Source organism: Nocardia canadensis, from assembly GCF_032656385.1.
Taxonomy (GTDB): Bacteria; Actinomycetota; Actinomycetes; order Mycobacteriales; family Mycobacteriaceae; genus Nocardia; species Nocardia canadensis.
The window spans coordinates 1677031-1701923 of the sequence record NZ_JAVCWB010000010.1; the positions used below are offsets into that span (position 1 = coordinate 1677031).

6 protein-coding genes are annotated in these 24893 nt (G+C 72.7%); 2 read left to right on the forward strand and 4 right to left on the reverse strand.

Annotation, left to right across the window (positions count from 1 at the left end; genetic code table 11):
• The first annotated feature begins 8 nt into the window (after window positions 1-8).
• Together Q7X29_RS30870 and Q7X29_RS30875 are read left to right on the forward strand one after the other, a co-directional pair.
• Window positions 9-1235: a TetR/AcrR family transcriptional regulator gene (locus Q7X29_RS30870; protein ID WP_316576141.1), complete on the forward strand. Its 1227-nt coding sequence runs from the start codon at window positions 9-11 to the stop codon at window positions 1233-1235.
• Window positions 1236-1320: 85 nt separating this feature from the next.
• Window positions 1321-2748 (forward strand): DUF1254 domain-containing protein, encoded by a 1428-nt coding sequence (locus Q7X29_RS30875; protein WP_316576142.1) that lies wholly within the window; start codon window positions 1321-1323, stop codon window positions 2746-2748.
• Window positions 2749-2757: 9 nt separating this feature from the next.
• On the opposite strand, the gene Q7X29_RS30880 is transcribed toward Q7X29_RS30875, so the two are convergent.
• From Q7X29_RS30880 to Q7X29_RS30895, 4 genes are read right to left on the reverse strand one after another with little or no spacing between them, the layout of a single operon-like run.
• Window positions 2758-3618: a hypothetical protein gene (locus Q7X29_RS30880; protein ID WP_316576143.1), complete on the reverse strand. Its 861-nt coding sequence runs from the start codon at window positions 3616-3618 to the stop codon at window positions 2758-2760.
• Window positions 3619-3641: 23 nt separating this feature from the next.
• Window positions 3642-3857, reverse strand: coding sequence for an MbtH family protein (locus tag Q7X29_RS30885; protein WP_218719668.1), 216 nt, complete (start codon window positions 3855-3857; stop codon window positions 3642-3644).
• A gap of 27 nt (window positions 3858-3884) precedes the next feature.
• Window positions 3885-6983 carry an AMP-binding protein gene (locus Q7X29_RS30890; protein WP_316576144.1) on the reverse strand — a complete coding sequence of 1033 codons (3099 nt, stop codon included), beginning with the start codon at window positions 6981-6983 and terminating at the stop codon, window positions 3885-3887.
• Window positions 6983-24886 (reverse strand): non-ribosomal peptide synthase/polyketide synthase, encoded by a 17904-nt coding sequence (locus Q7X29_RS30895; RefSeq protein ID WP_316576145.1) that lies wholly within the window; start codon window positions 24884-24886, stop codon window positions 6983-6985. Before Q7X29_RS30895 ends, Q7X29_RS30890 begins: the two co-directional genes overlap by 1 nt.
• Between the last annotated feature and the right edge of the window lie 7 nt (window positions 24887-24893).

Sequence of the window (24893 nt, forward strand, 5' to 3'; positions counted from 1 at the left end):
CTTCTGGCATGAATGTCGGCGAGTCTCGTGGTGCGCGTGGATCGGTAGTCGGCGGAGCGAAGGACGGTGTGCGGCGGCGTCCGAAGAATCGGCGCGCGCAGATCGCGGCGACCTCGGCGGTGGCATTCGGCGCGGCCGGGTATCACGGGGTGAGCATGGAGGACATCGCCGCCGGATTGGGCATCAGTTCGGCGGCGCTGTACCGGCACTACCCGAGCAAGTACGCGCTGTTCCGGGAGGAACTGCTGCGGGTCGGGCAGGCCTTCACCGCCTCGATCGCGGCGTCCGGTGACGGGTCATCGACCGCGGCGGAACGGTTGCGGCACATGCTGACCGGGCTCCTCGGCGCGACGGTGGAGAACCGGGGAACGGTCACGCTGGTGCGCTGGGAGGGCCGCTACCTCGAGCCCGCCGACCGGCTGGTGCTCGACGAGCAGCGGGCCTCGGTGCTGGTCGCCCTCGACGAGCAGCTGGCCGTCCTGCGGCCGGAGCTGACCGCGCCGGACCTGCGAATGCTGTCCACCGCGATGTTCGGGGTGATCACCAGCATCGCCGACCATCACGCCGCCCTGCCTGCCCGCACCCTGAACCGGCTGCTGACCACGGCCTGTCTCGCGCTGGTCGAGAGCGGATTGCCGCCCGCGGCAACGATTTCGGAGAAGGCCACCCAGGTCGAGATCCCGGAGTCGTTCAAACACGAACTGCTGCTGCGCAAAGCGGTCGAGCTGTTCCACGAGCGCGGGTATCCGAACGTCAGCGTCGAGGACATCGCCTCGGCGGCCGGGCTGTCCGCGGCCTCGGCGGTGTACCGGTTCTACCGCGGCAAGAGCGACATCCTCGCCGCCGCGTTCCGCCGCGCGGCCGACCGGGTCTCGGGTGCGATCGGCCCCGCCGTCGCGGGCACCCCCGACAGCGGCGCGGCCCTGGACGTGCTGATCGCCCAGTTCGTCGCCGACACCTTCGACGAACGCGCGCTGGCCGTCGTCTACTACGCCGAGTTCGGCCACGTCCCCGCCGAGGAACGCGCGGTCCTGCGCAACATCCAGCGCCTCAGCGTCCAGGAATGGGCCCGCCTGGTCCGCGAGGTCCGCCCCGAACTCTCGGCCGCCGAAGCCCGCTTCCTGGTCCACGCGGCCTTCGCCCTGGTCATCGACCTCAGCCAGATCTACGGCCCCGACCCCATCGCCTGCCGAGCCCGCGTCGCCTACCTCATGCACCGAACCCTCCTCGGCTGACCTGCGGATTTCACCCGTTGTGTGTGAGGGCGGGGGGACGGTGGGGCGTTTACGGTGGGCGTTCGCGGTGTCGGACGGAGAGCGCATGGGCGGTCGGGCAGGTGGCGAGGGTGGGCTGAGTCGGCGGCGCCTGCTCGAGTTGGGGGCGGCTGCGGGGGTGGGGGTGGTGGTGTCCGGGTGCGGGGGTGGGGAGCCGGTGCCGTCGGTGGTGTCCTCGACGGGGGCGCCGGATGTGCTGGGGCTGGCGACCGAGGCGTATGTGTTCGGCTATCCGATGATCTTGCTGGACATGATGCGGGCGGCGAGTGGGCCGACGAACACGTTCGATCACAGCGTGCTGCCCGATCCGCTGGATCGCGGGGTGGCCCGGCTCAGCCACGACATGGTCTATTCCCAGGCGTGGCTGAACCTGGCCGACGAGCCGCTGGTGTTGCAGATCCCCGGGATGGAACCGGATCGGTACTGGCTGTTCCAGCTGCTCGACGGGTGGGGCAACACCGTGCACGACCTGAGCAGCAAGCAGCCGCGGACGACGGTCGACGCCGACGGGCCGCCGTTCACCTACGTCATCGCGGGCCCGAAGTGGACCGGGTCGCTGCCGCCGCACACCACCCTGCTGCACATGCCGTCGGCGATGGCGACGATCGTCGGCCGGATCCAGATCAACGGTGTCGCGGACGCGGCGCAGGTCAACCGGTGGCAGGAGAAGATCCGGCTGGTCCCGGCCGGCGCCTGGCAGCGCCGCGAATACGACGTCACGGTCAGCAGGGTGCACCCGATCGACCGCGGACCGGAGCCGCCGGTCAAGCGGATCGCCGCGCTGGACGGCCGCACCTACCTCAACCGGCTGTGCAGGTTGATGGTGGCCGATCCGCCCGCGGCCGCCGACGCACCGCTGATGGAACAGCTGGCCACCATCGGCGTCGTCCCCGGCGGCACCGTCGACAACGAGCCCGTCGAACTGCTCGACGAGGCGGTCCGCCAGGCCCAGCGCCGGATCGCCGGATGGACCGACCCGAACGCGCGCCGCGTCAACGGGTGGGAGATCCCGGTCGACCTCGGCAGGTTCGGCACTGATTACCTGCGACGCGCGGCGACGACCATGCGCTCACCTGGCAAGGCCCCGATCCGCGACGTGCTCTACGCCGAACTCTGGGCCCCCACGACCGACGACGCGGGACAGCCGCGCCGCTACCGTATCCGCTTCGAGCCCGGCCGCTGGCCGCCGGTGGACGCCTTCGCCTCGATCACCGCCTACGACCCCCAGGGCTTCCTCGTCCCCAACCCCGCCGAGATCTACGCGGTCGGCCACGCCCCACCGGTGGTGGCGGGCCCCGACGGCGCGGTGGAGATCGCCGTCCAGCACGACGACCCGCGCCCGGGCGTCCCCACCGGCAACTGGCTCCCGATCCCGGACTCCGGCGAGTTCTCCCTGACGCTGCGTCTGTACGCACCTCGCGAGGCGGCGATCGAGGGCGACTGGGAGCCGCCGCCGATGACCCCGGTGCCATGACCCCCGGTCTCAGCCGATGACGGCCTCGATCGGGACGGAGACGGCCGGGGTGGTGAACACCGCGACGTAGTAGTCCGGGACGACGCAGGCGACCGGCTCGGTCGCGGTCAGCACCGGACGCAGCCGTTCCCGCGAGATCGCGAGATAGGCGCCGTCGTCGTGACAGCCGGTGGCGACGAAGGCGAACGCCCGATCACCGGCGGCGCGCCCCGACACCGCCGAACGCACCCGAGCGGCCGTCACGGTGTCGAGCCCGGCGGCGAAGGCGGCGAGCTGATCCGGCTGGGAGACCTCGGCGCCGCGCGGGGCGGTGCCGACTGCGATGCGCTCGAAATGGGCAAGGATCGCCGGACCCGGCGGGTCGGGGCGGTACCCGCCGAGCCGAGTGGTCGCCGGCACGTCCGCCGCGGGCAGCGCGAACACCGCCAGGATCTCCCACGGCGCGACGCATTCCGGCGGCGGATCGTCCGCGCCGGTCAGCCGGACGGAGTAGTCGGCGTCGCCCTCGCTGGTCAGCTTCGCGCCGTCACCGGGCGAACAGCCCGCGCCCCAGGAGAAGGCGATCAGCGCCTCGGTGTCGAAGTCGCGGCGCGAGAGCGTGTCCGTGAGCCGACCGGCCGCGCGTTCGTCGCCAGGGAATCGCCCGGCGAACTGGGCGACGTCGGCGGTCGATCGCAGTACGGTCCGGACGTCGGGCAGCCCCCGGGTGGACTCGAACAGCACCAGCTCGGCGTGCTCGACATCGTGTCCCGTGGCCTGCCGCCGCGGCGGATCGGAGTCGGTCGACGACGCGAACAGCGCCCCCAGGTACGCGCCCGCCAGCAGTCCCGCCAGCAGCGCCACCACGATCCCGAACCGAGCGCTCCGCATACCCCACTGTACGTAGGGCGAGGTCAGCCCTCGTTGGCCATCGCGGCGATCAGGGAGTTGGGACGCATGTCGAGCCAATGGGATTCGACGTACTGAAGACAGGAGGTGCGGGTGGCGGCGCCGAAGGCGACGGTCCAGCCACCGGGGACGGCGGCGAAGGTGGGCCAGAGGGAGTGTTCCCCCTCGGCGTTGACCAAGACGTAGAACTGGGCGTTCTCATCGTCGAACGGATTGCTCATCGGATTGCCTTCCTGAGGGGGTGGGGGTCAGCTCGCGGCGCGCTCGGCGGGGGTGCGCAGGTCGAACGAGTCGCTCGGGGCATCGGGGTCGCCGGTGAGCAGCCCCAGGGCGCGGGAGAAGCGGCGCAGCAGGGCAGCCGCGGCGTGATCGTCGAAACGGTCTGTGCTGTATTCCAGTTCGAGGCCGAGATTGCCGTCGGGGTCGGCGTGCGTGGAGACGATGAAGTGCACGCCGTCGGCCACCGTCGATCCGTCGAAACGCAGGGCGGTGAGTTCGAGGCCGGGAACGCCGAACGCCTCGGCGCCGGTGTCGAGATAGCTCAGCGTCACCGCGCCGAGCGGCCCGGACAGCGCGCACGACTCACTGGTCGCCGCGGTGGCCGAGGACACCACGGGATCGGGTTCGGCGCACAGGATCTCGGACAGGGTGGTCGCGCCCGCGACGGCCGTGCCCGCCTGCCAGGCCAGCAGCACCGTCATCGCGGCCCGGACCACCGCGAACGGCGGAACCGCGTGTCTGCGCGAGAGTTCGGTGATCCGCGCGCCGATCCCGGCGCCGATCCTGGCCCGCATGCTCGCCCCGCGCCCGAGCAGCGATTCCAGCGCGCCCACGGTCGCCGCGCCCACGGTGCCGAGACGAACGAGCGCGGCGCTGGTGCCGTCGATCTCCCAGCGCGCCAGCTCCCCGGTGCGGAACATCCGCTCCCCCGGGATGCCGAACGGGTTGGCGACGAACCGGTCCGAGGTGCCGCGCGGATCGTCGCGATAGCCGCGGGCCAGTTGCGCGCCGGACAGGTACAGCTCGCCGGCCACACCGGGGCTGGCCGGGCGCAGCCGCGCGTCGAGCACATAGACCCGGCGGTTCCATTCCCGCACCCGCACGGCCTGCGGTTCGGGGGTGTCCGCGCCGGGCGCGGCGGGATAGGTGAGGGTGACGGTGGCCTCGGCCCTGCCGTAATCATGGTGCAGCCGGGCGCTGGTCACCGCGCCGAAAGCCCGCACCTGCGCCGCGCTGAGCGGCGCGCCGAGGACGACAACGCTGCGCAGCGAGCCGATCTGCGCGCGCAGGCCGGCGCGGTGGACGTGGTCGGTGAACGCGGCCAGCCGCGGCGGGGTGAAATCGGCGGCGGTGACGCCGTAGTCGGCGACCAGACGCGCTAACCGCACCGGATCGGGCGGTTCGGTGAGGACGACGGTGGCGCCGACCCGCAACGGCAGCACGCAGCCGTGCCACTCGGTCACCTCGCCGATGGCGGCCTGATGCAGGTAGACGTCACGACCGGTGAAGCCGTGCCTGCCCTGCATGCCGGTCAACCGGTGCACGGCCGCGATGTGGCTGATGGTGATGCCCTGCGTAGCCCCCGGCGGGTACAGCACGAACGCCGGGTGCTCCGGCAGTACGGGGGTCCGGCGCTCGGCGCGGGCGATCGGCTCGTCGGAGTAGTCGGCGAGCGGCACGTCGTCGATGACGACGGCCGGAATGTCGTACACCGCACCGTGATCGCGCGAGCGCACGGTCAGCACCAGCGCGGGACTCGCGACCGGCGGCAGCACGGCGGGACTGGTCGCGGTGTCGACGGGCACCACGGCACCGCCCGCCTTGAGCACGGCGTACATCGCCACCACCAGCTCGACCGAGCGCGGGACATCCACCAGCACCGCCGATTCCGGGCCGATGCCGAGCGCGGTCAAGTGCCGGGCCAGCTGGTTGGTGCGCCGGTCCAGGTCACCGTAGGTGATGATCGAGGCCGCGCCGCCCGTGCTCGGGGCGTGCACGACCGCGGGGTCGAAAGGGGTGGCGGCGGCCTGCGCTTCGAACTCGTCGAGCAGCAGTTCCCCGGGCAGTCCGCCCTGCGGCGCCGTGCTCACCTCCTCGGCGTCGACGCGGCCGACGAATTCGAGTTCGGCCGTCCAGCCGTCGCCGGGCGGCCTGCGCCGCACGAGGTCGCCGGTGGCGAACATGCGGTCGTCGACCGGGCCGATCGGGTTGGCCAGGAAGGTGGCGGCGGTGGCCTGCCTGCCGAGGTAGCCGCGCGCCAATTGCACACCGGAGACATAGAGTTCGCCGACTTCACCGTCGGGCACCGGGCACAGGTGCTCGTCGAGGATCAGCAGCTCGACGTCGTCGGCGGCCGAGCCGAGCGGGACCGATTCGAGGTCGGCGCCGGTCACCTCGTGCGCGACGACCTCGCCCGCGGTCTCCGGCCTGCCGTAGACGTGCCACAGCGTCGCGCCGCTCACCGCGCGCAGGGCGGCCGCGGTCTTGGCGGGCAGTGGTGCGCCGCAGCTCAGGACGATCCGCAGCGAGTCGAGGCGTGCCTCGGCGTCGGGCAGCGCGGCCAGCGCGGCGAGCTGGTCGGGGTCGAAGCACGCCGCGGTGGCGCCGGTGTCGGCGATCGAACGCGCCAGGGAGTCGCTGGTCGGGAGCACCAGGGTGGCGCCGGTCTGCAGGGCCAGCAGCAGCTCCCCCACCGTGGCCTGCGTGCCCAGCGGCGCGTGCCAGAGCACCGCGTCGCCGGCGCCGAGACCGCACAGCCGCTGCCGCCAGACCGAATTCGCTTGTGCGGCCCGGTGTCCGACGACGACCGCGCTCGCGCCCGCCACGTCGACGACCAGGTAGGCCGGGTTGTCCGCACCCGGACCGGGTAGGTCGTCGGCGACGAGATCGACGGTGGGTTCGGCGTCGATGCCCAGGACCGGGACACCGGTCGGGTGGGGCACCTGCGGCGCGGTGATCACCAGCACGGGCGCGGCGAGGGCGACCGTGCGCTGCCGCACGTCGGCGGGGGCGTCCGGGTCGAGCAGGACGAACGCGCCGCCCGCGGCGATCACCGCGTGCACCGCGACGACCAGGTCGACCGATCGCGGCAACGACACCGCGACCGTGGTCTCCGGCCCGACACCGCGGGCGGCCAGGCAGACCGCCAGCGCGTCGACCCGTGCGCCGAGCTCGCCGTAGCTGAGCTCGGTCACGCCGTCACGCACCGCGACGGCGTCGGGATCCTGGCGGATCTGGGTGGTGAAGGCGGCGAGCAACGTGGCGGGATCACGCCTGCGCTCGTCCGCCTGGTCACGCAGCAGCGCGTCGAGCGAGACAGCCGCCGTGACCGAATCCGTGTGCGACATCAGAGTTGTCCTTCCGAGTCGTCAGCCGACCCCGACCCGGCGATCACCGCGGCGGCATCGGTCACCAGTGTTTGCAAAGTGGTGGTGAGTCCGGACGCGCCGAGTGCGGCGAGCACGCCGGGCACCAGCCCGGCCAGCGCGACGTTCACCAGCGCTTCGGGTTTCATCGCGGCGCCCATCGCCTTGCGCACCGCGGTGAGCTTGGCGTCGAGCGCTTCGAACGAGATGGCGTGCTCGCCGTGGGCGAATGCCACGGTCGCCGGCGCGAGCCGGGCCGCCGAGCCGACGAGGCCCGGCAGATCGGCAATGGTGTAGGTACGCGGACGCGGGGTCTTCTCCGCGTCGGTGCGCACGTCGATCGCCCGCACGGGTACGGCCGGGTCGGCCGCGACGGCCGCGAGGACCTTGCGGAACCGCTCGGCCAGTATCCGGACGGTCGAAGCGTCGAAAAGGTCGGTGGCGTAACCGAAGTGCACGTCGAGCCCGTCGAGCGCACCGGCCGCGTCGTAGCGCTGCAGGGCGGTCAGGTGCAGGTCGAACTTGGCCTCGCCGAGCCCGGGGTCCAGGATCCGCACGTGCAGGCCGGGCAGTTCGATGCCACCGGGCGGCATGTTCTGGAAGGTGAGCATCACCTGGAACAGCGGGGTGTAGGCGCCCGAACGGGTCCGGCCCAGGGCATCGACGACCTGCTCGAACGGCACGTCGGCGTGGGCGAGGGCGGCGAGGTCGCGCCGCCTGGCCTGGGCCAGCAGCTCGGTGAACGGCGCCCGCGAGTCGACCTCGGTGCGCAGCACGACGGTGTTGACGAACATGCCGACCAGATCGTCGAGCTCGCGGGCACCGCGACCGGCCACCGGGGCGCCGATGGTGATGTCGGCGCTGCCGGACTGCTTGGCCAGCAGCACCGCCAGCGCGCTGTGCACCAGCGTGAACAGCGTCGTGCCGTGCTCGCGGGCGATCTCGTCGAGGCGCCGGGTCAGCGCCGCGTCGATCTCGAACCGCTCTGCCGCGCCGCGCATCTCGCGCCGGGTGGCGCGGGGGCGGTCGGTGGGCAGGGCGAGCAGTTCGGGCGCGCCGGACAGTTCCCTGGTCCAGTAGGTCAGCTGCTGGGTGAGCACGCTGTCCGGGTCGGCTTCGGTGCCGAGCAGCTCGTGCTGCCAGGCGCTGAAATCGCCGTACTGGATCTCCAGTGGTGCCCAGCCGGGCGCGCGGCCTTCGCTGCGATCGACATAGGCGCGCACCAGATCCCGGGTGAGCGGAGCTATCGAGTAGCCGTCGGCGCTGATGTGATGCACCACGACGACGAGCACGTGATCGTCCGGGCCGAGACCGTAGAGCGCCACCCGCACCGGCGGCGCGGCGGTGATGTCGAACGGCTGGGCCACCAGGGCGGTGATCCGGGCCTCGACGTCCTCGGCGGCGACCGGGATCGGGGTCAGTTCGACCGCGGCCGACCAGGCGGGCATCACCTGCTGGACCGGACCCGCCGCCGTGTCGGGGTAGCGGGTGCGCAGGGTGTCGTGCCGCGACAGCAGGTCGCCGACCGCCGATTGCAGGGCGGGCAGGTCGAGCCGGCCGGTGAGCCGGATGGCGGCCGGGATGTGATAGGCCGCCGACTGCGGCGCCAGCTGGTGCAGGACCCACATGCGTTGCTGCGCGGGCGAGAGCACGGCGGGTCCGTCGCCGGCGCGCCGGGTCAGCGGCGGACGGGCGGCCGAGCGATCCAGGCCGCCGAGCCGCTCGGCCAACGCGGCCACGGTCGGGGCGTCGAACACCTCGGCCACCGGCACCTGGGCGCCGAGCGCGGCGCCGAGCCGGGCGGCCAGCCTGGTCGCCATCAGCGAGTTGCCGCCGAGGGCGAAGAAGTCGTCGTCCAGGCCGGCGCTCGCGCAGCCGATCACCTCGGCGAAGGTCCGCGCGACCAGTTGCTCGGTCGCGGTGACCGGCGCGCGGAAGACCGCCTCACCGAACTCCGGCTCCGGCAGTCGGGACCGGTCGACCTTGCCATTGGCGTTGAGCGGCAACGACTCCAGCACGACCAGGGCCGCGGGCACCATGTAGGCGGGCAGTTCGGCGGCGAGCTCGCCGCGCAGTTCGGCCGCCACGGCCTGCTCGTCGCCGGGGGTGAGGTCGGCGACCGCGGCGTAGGCGATCAACCGTGCCCCGGCCCGTTCGTCGGTCCTGGCGACAGCCACCGCCGCGCGCACTCCGGCGCACCGCAGCAGCGCGGTCTCGACCTCGCCGAGCTCGATCCGGAAGCCACCGATCTTTACCTGGAAGTCGGCGCGCTCGAGGTACTCGAGGGTGCCGTCCGCGCGCCACCGGACGATGTCACCGGTGCGGTACATCCGGGCACCCCCGGCGGCTCCGGCCTGGGTCGGCACGCCACGGCCAGTCGTCTCGGCGGCCGGCGGAGCGAAGGGGTTGGCGACGAAACGGTCGGCGGTCAGTGCCCGGCGGCCGTGGTAGCCGCGGGCGAGTTGGTCACCGGCCAGGTACAGCTCGCCCGCGACCCCGACGGGAACGGGGCGCAGCCGGGCGTCGAGCACGTAGAGCGCGCTGTTCCAGGCGGGCGTCCCGATCGGCACGACATGCGAGAGGTCCTGGGCCACCGCGTATTCGGTGATGGACACCGCCGCCTCGGTCGGCCCGTAAAGGTTGTGCAGACGTGCGCCGGTGCCGCAGGCCAGGAACTGGGCGGCCGTGGCGGCGGGCAGCGCCTCGCCGATGGCCAGGACCGCGCGCAGCGACTCCGGCAGCGCGGGTGTGGCCTCGGCGGCCAGCAGCATGCCGACCAGTGACGGCACCGCGTGCAGCACAGTGACGCCGTACCGGGTCATGGTGTCGCGCAGGCGATCCGGATCGCGTTCGTGGCCGGGGCGAGTGACGATCAGCGCGCCGCCGCAGGTCAGCGGTGACCAGAACTCCCAGACCGACAGGTCGAAGGTGGCAGGCGTCTTGAGCAGCACCCGGTCGGCGCCGGTCATGGCGAAGCGGTCGTGCAGCCAGGCCAGCTGGTTGACGATCGCCGCGTGCGGCACGGCGACGCCCTTGGGCTGACCGGTCGAGCCGGAGGTGAAGATGAGGTAGGCGGGATGGGCGGGACGCAGGGGGGCGATGCGCTCGGCATCAGCCACCGGTGCGCCGGAAAGCTCTTCCAGCGCTTGGTGATCCAGCTCGAAGACGGGCACGTCCACGGCGATCGGCAGGCCGTCGGCGGCCGTGGTGAGCACGCACAGCGGCGCGGCGGTCGCCACGATGTAGGCGATCCGGTCGACCGGATGATCGGGGTCGATCGGAACGTACGCGCCACCCGCCCGCACCACGGCGTGCATGGCGATCACGAGGTCGAGCCCGCGCCGCATGGCCAGCACCACCGTGCGCTCCGGGCCGACGCCCTCGGCGATCAGCAGCCGGGCGATCCGGTTGACCCTGGCGTCGAAGGCCGCGTAGTCCAGCGAGGTGCCGGTCTCGGCGTCGACCAGGGCAGGCGCGCCGGGGGTGGCGGCCGCCTGGCGCGCGCCGAGCTCGGCCAGGGTGACCGCCGCCACCGGATGCGCGGTGGCATTCCAGGTGTCGAGCAGCAGGCCGCGGTCGGCGCCGAGCAGGTCGAGGTCGCCGACCACGGTGTCCGGTGCGACGGTGACGGATTCGAGGATGCGGCGCAGCTGGGTGGCGAACCGCTCGGCCGTGCCCGCGTCGAACAGGTCGCTCGCGTAGCCGAGCGCCATCTCGATGCCCGCGGGCGCGCCGTCGGCCGTGTAGTGGTCGAGGGCGAACAGGTGCAGGTCGAATTGGGCGACACCGGAATCGAATTCGAGGTCCGAGACGGTCAGGCCGGGCAGCTCGAGCTGTCCGCGCTCATGGTTCTGGAACGAGTAGCCGACCTGGAACAGCGGGTGCCGGGCGGTGGAGCGGGCCGGGTTGAGCACCTCGACCAGGCGCTCGAACGGGACGTCGGCGTGCGAGAACGCGGCGATGTCGGCGGCACGGGCGGCGGCGAGCAGGTCGGTGAACGGCGAGTCGCCCGCGACCGGGGTGCGCAGCACCAGCGTGTTGACGAACATGCCGATGACCTCGTCGAGTTCGGCCTCGCCACGGCCCGCGTTCGGGGTGCCGACGGCGATGTCGGCGGTCCCGGAGAGCCGGGCCAGCAGGGCGGCGAAGGCCGCGTGCACCACCATGAACAGCGTGGCGCCGTTCCCCCGGCCGAGGGCGACCAGGGCGGCGTGCAGGTCGGCGTCGACGGTGAAGCTCACCTTGTCGCCGCGCAGGCTCTGCCGGGCCGGGCGGGGCCGGTCGGTCGGCAGGGTCAGCTGGTCGGGCAGTCCGGCCAGCTGGGTACGCCAGTAGCCGACCTGCTGGGCCGCGACCGACTCCGGGTCGGCCTCGTCGCCGAGCAGTTCCCGCTGCCACAGCGCGTAGTCGGCGAACTGCACCGCAAGTGGCGCCCAGCAGGGCGCGGTGTCGGCCAGGCGCGCGGTGTAGGCGCGCATCAGGTCGGCGACGAACGGTGCGATCGAGGAACCGTCGGCCGCGATGTGGTGCAGGACGGCGGCGAGCACGAATTCACCCGAGGCCGGTCCGGCGGACGCGGCGGACGCGGCGGCGCCCACCTGGAACAGCCGCAGCCGCACCGGGATCTCGGCGGTGACGTCGAAGGTGGTAGCGGCCAGGTCGGCGATCGCGCCGGGCAGGTCGGCCTCGGTCACCACGATCGGGTCGAGTTCCGGAATCGCCCGCGCGGCGGGGGTGATCGACTGCACCGGCGCGCCGTCGACCTCCGGGTACACCGTGCGCAGCGATTCGTGGCGGGCGACCAGGTCGGCCACCGCCGCGCGCAGCGCGGCGACATCGAGGTCACCGGACAGCCGCAGCGCGAACGGGATGTTGTACGCCACCGAGGCGCGGTCGAAGCGGTTGAGGAACCACATCCGCTGCTGAGCGGGCGAGAGCGGCAGCTGCTCGGGGCGGGCCCGGCCGACCAGGGCGGGCCGGTCGACCTTCGCCTGGGCGTCCACCGCCGCGGCCAGCTCGCCGACGCGCGGCGTCTCGAACAGCGCGCGCACGCCGACCCGGCGATCCAGCGCGGAGCCGATCCGGGCGACCGCCTTGGCGGCGAGCAGCGAGCTGCCACCGAGGGCGAAGAAGTCGTCGTCGGCGCCGACCGGCTGATCGTCGGCGCGGGTGCGGCCGAGCACCTCGGCGTACACCGCGGCGATGATCTCCTCGGTGACCGTGGCCGGCTTGCGGTAGACGGTGGTCTCGAAGACCGGCGCGGGCAACGCGGCCCGGTCCAGCTTGCCGTTGACGGTCAGCGGAATCCGCTCGACCGCGACGACCGCCGCCGGGAGCATGTGTTCGGGCAGCGTGCGGGCCAGTTCCTGGCGGATGGCGGCCGCGTCCACCCGGCCGGTCTCCGGCCCGGCGACCAGGTAGGCCACGATGCGCGGCTCGTCGACCAGGTCGGTGCGCACCAGCACCGCGACCTCGCGCGGCGCGACCGAGCTGGCGAGCAGCGCGGCCTCGATCTCACCGAGCTCGACCCGGAACCCACGCAGGTTGACCTGCTGATCGGCCCGGCCCAGGTACTCCAGCTCGCCGTCGGCGGTCCAGCGGGCCAGGTCGCCCGAGCGGTAGGCGAGGCTGCCGGGAGCGCCGTAGGCGTCGGCGACGAACCGGCTCGCGGTCAGGTCGGGCCTGGCCAGGTAGCCGCGCGCCAATTGCGCTCCGGAGACGTAGATCTCGCCGGGCACCCCAACCGGCACCGGCCGCAGGCGCGAATCCAGCACGCGCACGGTCAGTCCCGCGAGGGCACCGCCGATGACGCTGGCCGAACCGGTCTCCGGGGTGATCTCCCGGTAGGAGGCGTGCACCGTGGTCTCGGTGATGCCGTACATGTTCACCAGCCGGGGCGAGCGCGGGTAGCGAGCGAACCAACCGGCCAGCCGCTGCGGTTCCAGCGCCTCACCACCGAAGATCACCGTGCGCAGGGCGTAGTCGCCGGGCGCGACGGCCAGATCGGCGGCGACGAGCTGGTAGAACGCCGACGGCGTCTGGTTGAGCACGGTGACCCGCTCGGCCAGCAGCAGCTCCCGGAACTGCTCGGGCGAGCGCGAGGTGAAGTAGTCGACCAGCACGATCGAGCCGCCGGTCAGCAGCGCGCCCCACAGCTCCCACACCGAGAAGTCGAAGGCGTAGGAGTGGAACATCGTCCACACGTCCGACGGGCCGAAGCCGAAGTGGCGCTCGCTGTTGTCCAGCAGCGCGAGCACGTTCGCGTGCGGGATCACCACGCCCTTGGGGCGGCCGGTGGAGCCGGAGGTGTAGATGACGTACGCGGTGTTCGCGGGCACCAGTGGCGCGCGCCGGTCCGCCGCCGTCAGCGGCGTGGCCGCGAAGCCGGTGAGGTTCTCGGCGGCGGGGTCGATCACCGGTCCGCCGAACCAGTCGCGGGCCAGCCCGGTGTCCGCGTTCGCGATCGCGCACAGCGGGCGGGCGTCGTCGAGGACGTACTCGATGCGGTCGGCCGGGTAGTTGGGGTCGATCGGCAGGTAGCCGCCACCCGCCTTGAGCACCGCCAGCAGCGCGACGGCCAGTTCCACCGACCGCGGAAGGGCCACGGCCACCAGGGTTTCCGGGCCGACGCCGGCGCCGACGAGACGCCGCGCCAGCCGGTTGGACCAGGCGTCGAGCTCGCCGTAGGTGAGCGTGGCGCCCTCGGCCTTGACCGCGACGGCGTGCGGGTGCCGCGCCGCGACGGCGGCGAACCGGTCGAGCATGGTCTCGGCGCCGGTGGCGACCGCGTCGCCGGTGGTGGCCCAGTCGTGCAGCATGCGCTGCTGCTCCTCGGCGCTGAGCAGCTGGATGTCCCCGACGACCACGGTCGGATCGGCGACCACCGCGGCCAGCACCTGGGTGAACCGGCGCGCCAGCACGGCGATGCTGCCCGCGTCGAACAGGTCGGTGGCGTAGGCGATTTCGATGGCCATGCCGTCGGCGCGGCCGTCGACATCCCCGGATTCGGTGACGGTGAACTGCAGGTCGAACTTCGCCACGGCGGCGTCGAAGTCGATCGGTGCGACGCGCAGCCCGGCCGCGGTCAGCGCGGGCACGGTGAAGTTCTGCAGGACCAGCGCCACCTGGAACAGCGGGTGGCGGTTGCGCGCCCGCGCCGGGTCGACGGCGTCGACGACCTGCTCGAACGGGATGTCCGCGTGGGAGAGGGCGTCGAGGTCACCGGCGCGGACGGCGTCGAGGGTGGACTCGAACTCCGCGCGCGGGTCGATCTGGCTGCGCAGCACCAGGGTGTTGACGAACATGCCGATCAGCCCGTCCAGGGCGGCCTCACCGCGCCCGGCGACCGGGGTGCCGATGGCGATGTCGCTACCGCCGGAGAGGCGGGCCAGCAGCACGGCCAGCGCGGCGTGCACGGTGCTGAACAGGGTGGCCTCGTGCTTGCGGGCCAGCTCGCGCAGTTCGCTGTGCAGATCGGAGTCGATCTGGAAGCGGTGCACCCCGCCACGGAAGCTGGATTCGGCCGGACGCTGCCGGTCGGTCGGCAGCTCGAGCTGCTCGGGCAGACCGGCCAGGCCGCGCCGCCAGAACGCCAGTTGCGCGTGCGCGAGCGAGTCGGGATCGCTCGCGTCGCCGAGGTTCTCGTCCTGCCAGAGCGCGTAGTCCGCGTACTGGACCGGCAGCGGCGCCCAGTCGGGAGCGGTGCCGTCGCGGCGGGCGGCGTAGGCGGTCATCAGGTCGGCGGCCAGCGGCCCTAGGGAGAAGCCGTCGGCGGCGATGTGGTGCACCACCAGCACGAGCACGTGCTCCTCGGCGACCACGAACAGCGTGGCGCGCAGCGGGATCTCGGTAGTGAGGTCGAACCGCACCGCCGCGCAGGACAGCAGGCGCGCGGGCAGCTCGCCCGCGCCGATCGGCTCGGCGCGCAGCGTGAGATGCGCGGCGTCGGCGACCAGTTGTTCGGCGCCGTCGGGGCCGTCCGGGTAGCTGGTGCGCAGGGTTTCGTGCCGATCGATCACATCGGCGAGGGCCGCTTCGAGCGCGACGATATCGAGCTCGCCGGTCAGCCGCAGAGCGACCGGGATGTTGTTCACAGCGTCGCCGGAGCCGTCGGCGTCGGCCAGGTAGCGGTTGAGGAACCACATCCGGCGCTGCGCGGCGGAGAGCGGAATACGCCGCGGCCGTTCACGAGTGGTGAGCTCGACGCGCCTGCCGGTGCCGCGCAGCGCGGCGCAGCGGGCGGCCAGCTCGAGCACGGTCGGCGCGTCGAAGAGCAGTCGCACCGGGACCTGGGTGTCGAGCGCGGCGCCGAGGCGGGCCGCCACCTGGGTGGCGTTGAGCGAGTTCCCGCCGAGGGCGAAGAAGTCGTCGTCCAGGCCGACTTCCCGGTCGGCGGGGAAGCCGAGTACCGCGGCGAAGGTGGCCGCCACGATCTGCTCCACCTCGGTGACCGGGGCGCGGAAGACCGCGGCCTCGAACACCGGCGCGGGCAGCGCCTTGCGGTCGAGCTTGCCGGAGGCGTTGAGCGGGAACTCGGCCAGCTCGACGAAGGCCGCCGGGACCATGTAGGCCGGGAGCGTGCGGGTCAGCGCCGCGCGCACCCCGTCGACGTCGAGCTCGGCGGCCGGCACGAGATAGGCCACCAGCAGCTCGTCGCGGACGACGACCGCCGCCTGTCCGACCTCGGTCAGAGCGCCCAGCGCGGCCTCGATCTCGCCGAGCTCGATCCGCAGACCACGCAGCTTCACCTGGAAGTCGGTGCGGCCCAGGTACTCCAGCTCGCCACGCACGACGCGGTCGGAACCGGTAGCGGAATGGGACCACGCACGGCCCTCGGCCGCGTCGTTCTCGCACACCGCGGTCCAGGCGACCAGGTCACCGGTGCGGTACATGCGCTCGCCCGTGGCGAACGGGTCGGCGACGAAACGGTCGGCGGTCAGGTCGACCCGGCCCGCGTAGCCCCGCGCCAGTTGAGCGCCGGCCAGGTACAGCTCGCCGGGGACGCCGACCGGCACCGGTCGCAGCCTGCTGTCGAGGACGTAGACGCGCGTGTTGTGGACGGGCTCGCCGATCGGCACCGAGACGACATCGGCGGCGGTCACCTCGTGGAAGGTGACGTCGACGGCGGCTTCGGTAGGACCGTAGAGGTTGTGCACCGTGGCGCCGGTCAGGGCGTGCAACCGGTGCGCGGGCGCGGGCGGCAGGGCCTCGCCGGAGGCGAACACCATGCGCAGCGAGGCGCACCGCCGCGCACCCGCCGGTGCCGAGTCGAGGGCCGCGACGAAGACCGACAGCATCGACGGCACGAAGTGGGCGACGGTGACCGACTCGGCCTCGATCAGCTCGGCCAGGTACGCCGGGTCGCGATGCCCGTCGGGCCGGGCGAGCACCAGGCGGGCGCCGATCTGCAAGGGCCAGAAGAACTCCCACACCGACACGTCGAACGTCGCCGGGGTCTTCTGCAGGACCGTGTCGGCCGCGGTGAGCCGGTAGGCGTCCTGCATCCACACCAGACGGTTGACGATCGCGGCGTGCGAGACGACGACGCCCTTGGGCTTGCCGGTCGAGCCGGAGGTGAAGATCAAGTAGGCGGCATGGGCCGGGGTGAGGGTGCCCAGCCGGTCGGCGTCGGTGATCGGTTCGGCCGGGTAGTCGGTGGTGTCGAGCTGCTCGAGGTCGAGCACCGCGACCGACGTCGTCGCGGGGAGATCCAGTTCGTCGGCGGCGCGGGTGAGCACGCACACCGGCGCGGCGGCGTCGATGACGTGCGCCAGGCGCTCGGCCGGGTGCTCGGGGTCCAGCGGCACGTAGGCGCCGCCGGCGGCGAGCACGGCGTACATGGCCACGATCAGGTCGGTCGAGCGGCGCATCCCGAGGGCCACGGTGCGGTCGGGCCGCACGCCGATCGAGATCAGCAGGCGGGCGAGGCGGTTCACCCGCTCGGTGAACTCGCCGTAGGTGAGCGATTCGTCCGCGCAGGTCACCGCGGTCGCACCCGGGGTACGCGCCGCCTGCGCCGCGAACAGCGACACCAGCGTCATCGTCTCGTCGACCGGGTACGCCGTGGCGTTCCAGGTCTCGAGGATCCGGGTGCGCTCCGCGGCGCCGAGCAGGTCGATGTCGCCGATCACGACGCTGGGATCGGCGCTCACCGTTTCCAGCACCCGCAGCAGGCGGGTACCGAAATCTGTGATGGTCTGCGCGTCGAACAGGTCGGTGGCGTACTCGAAGCGGGCGAGCAGGCCGTCGGTGGTCTCGCGCAGCGTCAGCTGCAGGTCGAATTTGGCGGTGCGGGTGTCGATCTCGATCTCCGCGGCGGTCAGCCCGGCCAGTTCGAGTTCGGTCCTGGAGTTGTTCTGGAAGTCGAGCATCACCTGGAACAACGGGTGCCGGGCGGTGGAGCGCTCGGGGTTGAGCGTCTCGACCAGCCGGTCGAAGGTGACGTCGGTGTTGGCCAGCGCGCGCAGATCGCCCTCGCGCACCGTGCCGACCAGGTCGGCGAAGGTAGCGGCGAGGTCGATCCGGGTACGCAGCACCAGGGTGTTGACGAACATGCCGACGAGCTCGTCGAGCGCCCGGTCGCCACGACCGGCCACCGGGGTGCCGATCGAGATGTCTTGCTGCCCGGACAGTTTCGCCAAGGTGGCGGCGAACGCGGCGTGCAGCACCATGAACAGCGAGGCCTGGGCATCGGTGGCGAGGGCGCGCAGCCGCTCGGTGAGCGCGGCGGGCACCGCGAAGGTGTGCCGGGCGCCGCGGCCCGAGGCGACGGCAGGGCGGGGGCGGTCGGCGGGCAGCGCGAGCACATCGGGCAGTCCGGCGAGTTCGGTTGTCCAGAAATCGATCTGCCGCGCCATCGGCGAGTCAGGGTCGTCCTCGGCGCCGAGGGCTTCGCGCTGCCACAGCGCGAAGTCGGCGTACTGCACGGGCAGCGGCGTCCATCGCGGCGCGGCACCGGCCAGGTGGGCGGCGTAGGCCACCATCACGTCGCGGGTCAGCGGCGCGACCGACCAGCCGTCGGCGGCGATGTGGTGCAGCACCAGCACGAGCACGTGCTGGTCGGCGCCGATGCGCAGCAGGCGCAGACGCACCGGCGGTTCCTGGTCCACCGCGAACGGCACCCCGGCCAGCGCGCGCACGCGGTCGTCGAGCGTGGCCGGGTCGATGGTCTCGGGCTCGAGCGTGATGGTCAGCTGGTCGGCGCCGAGGATCTGCTGGAAGGGGATGCCGTCGACCGCCGGGTAGCGGGTGCGCAGCGCCTCGTGCCGAGCGAAGACCGCGGCGACCGCGGCGGTCATGGCGGCATGGTCGATAGTGCCGGTCAGCCGGATCGCGGCGGCGATATTGTCGGCGACCGAGTCGGCGTCGAACTGGTTGAGGAACCACATGCGCTGCTGCGCGTAGGACAGCGGAATGCGCTGCGGCCGTTCGCCCGCCACCAGCGGCGGCCGGGTCGCGGTGGTCTCGGCCGTGCCGAGCGCGGCCGCGAGGGCGGTAACGGTCGGCGCCTCGAACAGCGTCTTCAGCGAGACCGTGACGCCGAGCGCGGCACCCAGGCGAGAAGCCACCTGGGTGGCGACCAGCGAATTGCCGCCGAGGGCGAAGAAGTCGTCGTCGGCGCCGACCCGCGCGAGACCGAGCACCTCGCCGAACACCTCGGCCACCACGGTCTCGGTGCCCTCGGCCGGCGCGCGGAAGGCGCGGGCGGCGAAGACGGGTGCGGGCAGCGCGCGGCGGTCGAGCTTGCCGTTCGGGGTCAGCGGCAGCGCGTCGAGCACGACGAACGCCGAGGGGACCATGTGCGCGGCAAGGGTGGCGCGCAGCGTCGCGGTGAGTTCGGCGCCCAGATCCGGCACGGCCGGTTCGGGGTTCGGCACCACGTAGGCCACCAGCTGATCACCGCGATGCGCGTCGGCTCGCACCAGGACCACGGCCCGGCGCACCGACGGCTGGGCGAGCAGCGCCGCCTCGATCTCGCCGAGCTCGATCCGGAAGCCGCGCAGCTTCACCTGATCGTCGTTGCGGCCCAGGTACTCCAGAGTGCCGTCGGCCGTCCAGCGCACCAGGTCACCGGTGCGGTACATGCGCGCACCCGGCTCCCACGGGCAGGCGACGAAGCGGCCCGCGGTGAGCGCGGCCCGGCTACGGTAGCCGCGCGCCACCTGGGCCCCGGCGACGTACAGCTCACCGGCGACCCCGGCGGGCACCGGCCGCAACCGGTCGTCGAGCACCCACTGCGCGATGCCGCGCAGCGGCGTACCCAGCGTCAGCGGCGAATCCGCCGTGAGCGGTGCGCTGATATTGGTCGCGACGGTCGTCTCGGACGGGCCGTAGGCGTTCACGAACGCCCGGGACACCGAGCCCTCGGTCCAGCGCGCGACCAGGTCCGGCGGGCAGGCTTCGCCGCCGACCATCACCATGCGCAGGTCGTCGAGCTGTTCGGGATCGAGCACGGCCAGACCCGAGGGGGTCATCAGCGCGTGGGTGACCTTCTCCTCGGCCAGCAGCTGCGCCAGTTCGGCGCCGACGTGACGGCCCGTCGGCGCGATCACCAGGGTGGCGGCCGAGTTCACCGCGAGCAGCAGCTCCATCACCGAGATGTCGAACGAGGGCGACCCGACCTGCAGCACCCGTGCGTCGGCGGTACCGAACATCCGCTCGGATTCCTCGGCGGCGAAACCGGCGATGCCCGCCTGAGTCACCAGCACGCCCTTGGGCAGGCCGGTGGAGCCGGAGGTGTAGATGACGTAGGCCAGGTGCGCGGGGCGCAGCGGCCGCACCCGGTCGGCGTCGGTGATCGGATCGCTGGAACGCGCCGCGCACTCGGCCATCAGCTTCAGCTCGTCGAGCACCAGCCAGTCGGTCGGGCCGGGCAGCGTGGACTGCGCCTCGGACACCGTAAGACCCACTCGCGCGCCGGAATCGGTCACCATATGGGTGATCCGATCGAGCGGGTAGCTCGGATCGACGGGCAGCCAGGCCGCGCCGGCCTTGGCGATCGCCCACACGGCGAGCACCGATTCGACGGAGCGCGGAATCCCGACCGCGACGATGTCGTCGGGGCCGACCCCCCCGTCCACCAGCACCCTGGCCAGGCGCGAGGACGCGCGGTCGAGCTCGCGGTAGGTGAGGGCACGATCGCCGTCGGTGACCGCGATCCGGTCCTGACCGGCCGCGACGGCGGCGGCGAACAGGTCGGGGAGCAGACCGGTGGCGGTGACGGGCGCACCGCGCATGCCGGTGAAGCGGGCGTGCTCGGCTGGCGACAGCAGCGGCAGGTCACCGACCGCGGTGGCGGGGGCGGCGACGGCCGCGGCGAGTAGTCGCACGAACCGCGCGCCCAGCGCGACGATCTCGGCGTCGTCGAACAGGTCGGTGGCGTAGAGGGCGACGGCGTCGATGCCCGCGGGTTCGCCCGCGGCGCCGCGACGTTCGTCGAGGGTGAGCTGCAAGTCGAACTTGGTGATGTCGAGTTCGATCTCGTGCACCGATACCGGCGTGCCGCCCAGCTCGAAGCGGGTGTCCAGCCCGGCCTGGAAGTTCAGCGCCACCTGGAACAGCGGATGGCGGGCCTGCGAGCGCGCCGGGTTGACCACGTCGACGAGCCGGTCGAACGGGACGGTGGCGTGCGCGAACGCGGCCAGATCGGTTTCGCGGGTGTGCTCGAGCGCGGCGGTGAAGCTCGCGGCGGGGTCGATCTCGGTGCGCAGCACGAGCGTGTTGACGAACATGCCGATCAGATCGTCGATCGCCCGGTCACCACGGCCGGCGACGCCGGTGCCGATGGCGATGTCGCTGGTGCCGCTGAGCCGGGCCAGCAGCACGGCCAGCGCGGTGTGCAGCACCATGAACAGCGACGCGCCCGCCTCGTTGGCCAGCTCGGTCAGCTGCCGGTGCAGGCCGGCGCCGATGGTGAAGCCGGTCCGGGCGCCGCGCATGCTCGGCGTCACCGGTCGCGGCCGGGCCGAGGGCAGCTCCAGCTGATCCGGCAGGCCCGCCAGTGTCCGCTCCCAGAAGGCGATCTCGCGCGAGGCCAGCGACTGCGGATCGGTCTCCGAGCCGAGCAGTTCGCGCTGCCACAGGGCGTAGTCGGCGTACTGCACGCTCAGCGGCGCCCAGCCGGGCGTGAGCCGCGCGGTCGCGGCCTGGTAGGCGGTGAGCACGTCGCGCACCAGGACCTGCAGCGACACACCGTCCGCCGCGATGTGATGCAGCACGACGGCCAGCGCGCACTCACCCGCCGCATCGCCCGCGACGACGAAGATCCGCGCCCGGAACGGCGCCTCGTGTTCCAGATCGAAACCGGCGGCGGCGAATCGGGCGAGTTCGGCGTCGAGCTCGGCCACGTCGACCGTGGTCGGCTCGTCGATGCGGACGATCCCGGCGTCGCGCACGACCTGCTCGGCCACCTCCCCGCCGGGCACATCGACCGCGGGGAACACGGTGCGCAGCGCCTCGTGCCGTTCGACGACGGCGGTCAGCGCGGTGACCAGCGCGGACAGATTCGCGGCGCCGCGCATCCGGACCACGAACGGCATGTTGTAGCCGGGCGCGGACGGATCGAAGCGGTTGAGGAACCAGATCCGCTGCTGCGCGGGCGAAAGCGGGATCAGCGCGGGGCGCGGTCCGGCCGCGAGCACCGGCAGCTGGGCCGTGACGCCGGCGTCGGCGCGCTCGGCGACCGCGGCGGCCAACCGGGCCGGGGTGGTCGCGCCGAACAGATCGCGCACCCCCAGCCGGATCCCGAGATCGGCGCCGAGCCGGGCCGCCACCTGGGTAGCCACCAGGCTGTTGCCGCCCAGGGCGAAGAAGTCGTCGTCCCGGCCGATCCGCTCGATCCCGAGCACCTCGCCGAACACCCTGGCCACCGTCTGTTCCACCGGTCCGGCGGGCTCGGCGTAGGCGACGACGGTGCGGGCGGGCGCGGGCAGCGCCTTGCGGTCGAGTTTGCCGGAGGCGTTCACCGGCAGGGCATCGAGCAGTACGAACGCGGCGGGCACCATGTACGCGGGCAGCGCGCGCAGCGCGGCCTCGCGCAGCAGTTCCACCGCGACCGCGCCCGGCTCGGCCTCCACCACATAGGCGACCAGCTGTTCGCCGACGCCCGCGTCGCCACGCACGACGACGACGGCGCGCACCGCGCCCTCGACGCCTTCGAGCACGGCCTCGATCTCGCCGAGCTCGATCCGCAGACCGCGCAGCTTCACCTGGAAGTCGGTGCGGCCCAGGTATTCCAGTTCACCGTTGGTGGTCCAGCGGACCAGGTCGCCGGTGCGGTACATCCGCTCGCCCGGCGCGTCCAGGTCGGCGACGAACCGCCCGGACGTCAGCTCGGGCCTGCCGACATAACCCCGGGCGAGCTGTACCCCCGACAGATACAGCTCACCCGGAGCCCCGACCGGTACCGGCCGCAGCCGCGAGTCGAGAACATGGAGCCGGGTGTTGAACACCGGCGCGCCGATCGGCACCGTGGTCCGGTCCGCGTCGTTCACCTCGTGGAAGGTGACGTCGACGGCGGCCTCGGTCGGACCGTACAGGTTGTGCAGCCGCGCTCCGGTGAGCAGCCGCAGCCGCTGCGCCAGGGCGGCGGGCAGTGCCTCACCCGAGGCGAAGACCAGTCGCAGCGAGGAGTGCTCGGCGATCTCCTGCTGGGCGAGAAAGGCTTCCAGCATCGATGGCACGAAATGCGCGACCGTGACGCCGTATTCGGCGATCACGCCGCGCAAGTAGCCGGGATCCCGGTGCCCGTCGGGCTCCGCGAGCAGCAACGTCGCGCCGATCTGCAAGGGCCAGAAGAACTCCCACACCGAGACGTCGAAGGTCATCGGGGTCTTCTGCAGCACCACGTCGACGCCGTGCAGCCGGTAGGCCTGCTGCATCCACACCAGCCGGTTGACGATCGCGGCGTGCTCGACCGCGACGCCCTTGGGCAGACCGGTCGAACCGGAGGTGAAGATGACGTAGGCGGGATGGCCGGGGCGCAGCGGCGCGGTGCGGTCGGCGTCGGTCAGCGGGGTGTCGGCGTAGTCGGTCAGCTCGAGCGCGTCCACGGCCAGCACCGGCAGCGCGTCGGCGCCGGGCGCGCCGTCGCGGGAGGTGGTCAGGACGGCGGCCGGGGCGGCGGTGGCCAGGATGTGGGCGATCCGCTCAGCGGGGTGATCGGGGTCGATCGGCACGTAGGCCGCACCGGCGGCGAGCACCGCGTACATGGCGACGACCAGCTCCGGCGAGCGCCGAATGCTCAGCGCCACCAGCGATTCAGGGCCGATGCCGTCGGCGCGCAGACGCCGGGCCAGCCGGTTCACCCGCTGGGCCAGCTCGCGGTAGGTCAGGGTGGCGGCGTCCTCGCCCGCCATCCGCACGGCGACGTCGTCGGGGGTGCGGGCGACCTGGGCCTCGAACAGCGCGGGCAGCGTCGCCGACGCCACCGCGCGCTCGGCCAGGGCGGCCGCGACGTCGAAACCGGTCGCGTTCCAGATCTTGGTGCTGACCTGGAGTTCCAGCTCGGTCGCCACTTCGATCGCGCCGATCGCGGTGTCCAGGTCGGCGGCGGCGAGGCGCTCGAGGAAACCGAGGAATCGGGAATGATGCCGGGCCAGGGTATCGGCGTCGTAGAGGTGCGGGTTGGCCTCGAAGTCGACGTGTACGCGATCGCGATCGCCGTAGTAGACGTTGAGGCTCAGGTCCTCGATGGGGCCGGTGGACAGCACCCGGTAGCGGCCGGTGGTGGTGCCGAGGGTGAGGTCGCTGCGGAAGAGCATGAAGTTGGCGAGCGGGCCGAACAGCGCGCGCCGGGCGGGGCGGCCGTCGTCCTCGGCGTCGCGGCGGATGTCCTCGGCGCGGTAGCGCTGATGCCGCAGCGCGCCGGCCACCTCGACGCGGGCCGCGCGCAGCAGCTCGCCCCAGGTGGTGGGGGCCCCGGCGGCGCCGGTGGGCAGGCGCAGCGGCACGATATTGGACAGCATGCCCGCCGAGCGGCGCATCACCGCGGTGGTGCGCGCGGTGACGGGCAGGCTGAGCACCGCGTCCGGGCGGTCGGTGAGCCGGCCGAGGTAGGCGGCGAAGGCGGCCAGCAGCACCGCCGAGATGGTCGAATCATCGCTGGCGGCAATGGTTTCCAGCCGATCGACCAGCTTCTCGGAGAGCCTGCCGCCGGTCACCAGGTTGATCGCGGCGCGCGGCGCGGTACGGCTGTCGAGGCTGGTCGGGCTGTCCAGGCCGGCGATGCGCTGGGCCCAGTGCTCGCGGTCGTTGGCGAAGCGGGTGCTCTCGCGGTAGCGCTGTTCGCCGTCGACGAGGTCGGCCAGGTCGCCCGGGGCCGCCGCCTTGACCTCGGTGCCGAGCACGCGGGCGGTGTAGAGCTCGGCGATGCGCTGGGAATTGGTGAAGGCGCCGTAGCCGTCGAGCACGATGTGGTGTCCGCGCAGGTACCAGAACCAGCGGTCCTCGCCGACGCGCAGCACCGCGCCCGCCACCAGCCGGTCGGTGAGCAGGTCCAGCGGCGCGCCGAACTCCGCGCGCATCCACTCGTGGGCGGCGGCGACGGGGTCGTCGTGGTGGCGCAGATCGATCAGCGGCAGCTCGTTCTCGACCGGGATGGTGTGGTCGACGACCTGGTAAGGGACACCGTCGGATTCGCCGATGCGCACCAGCGGGGAACCGTAGGTGTGCGCCGCCTCGGCCGTGACCTGTTGCAGCACAGCCGCATCCAGCTCACCGGTGATGTCGACGTACTGGGCGATGGTGATCGGGACCTCGGGGTCGAGCAGCTGCGCGTACCAGACTCCCAGCTGGGCCGGTGTCAGCGGGAACGGTGCCGACGCCGTGGCGGCGACCTCCGCTTCCTGCGGTCGCGCGCTGAACCCACCCAACTCCGTACCGTGCACCAGAGCC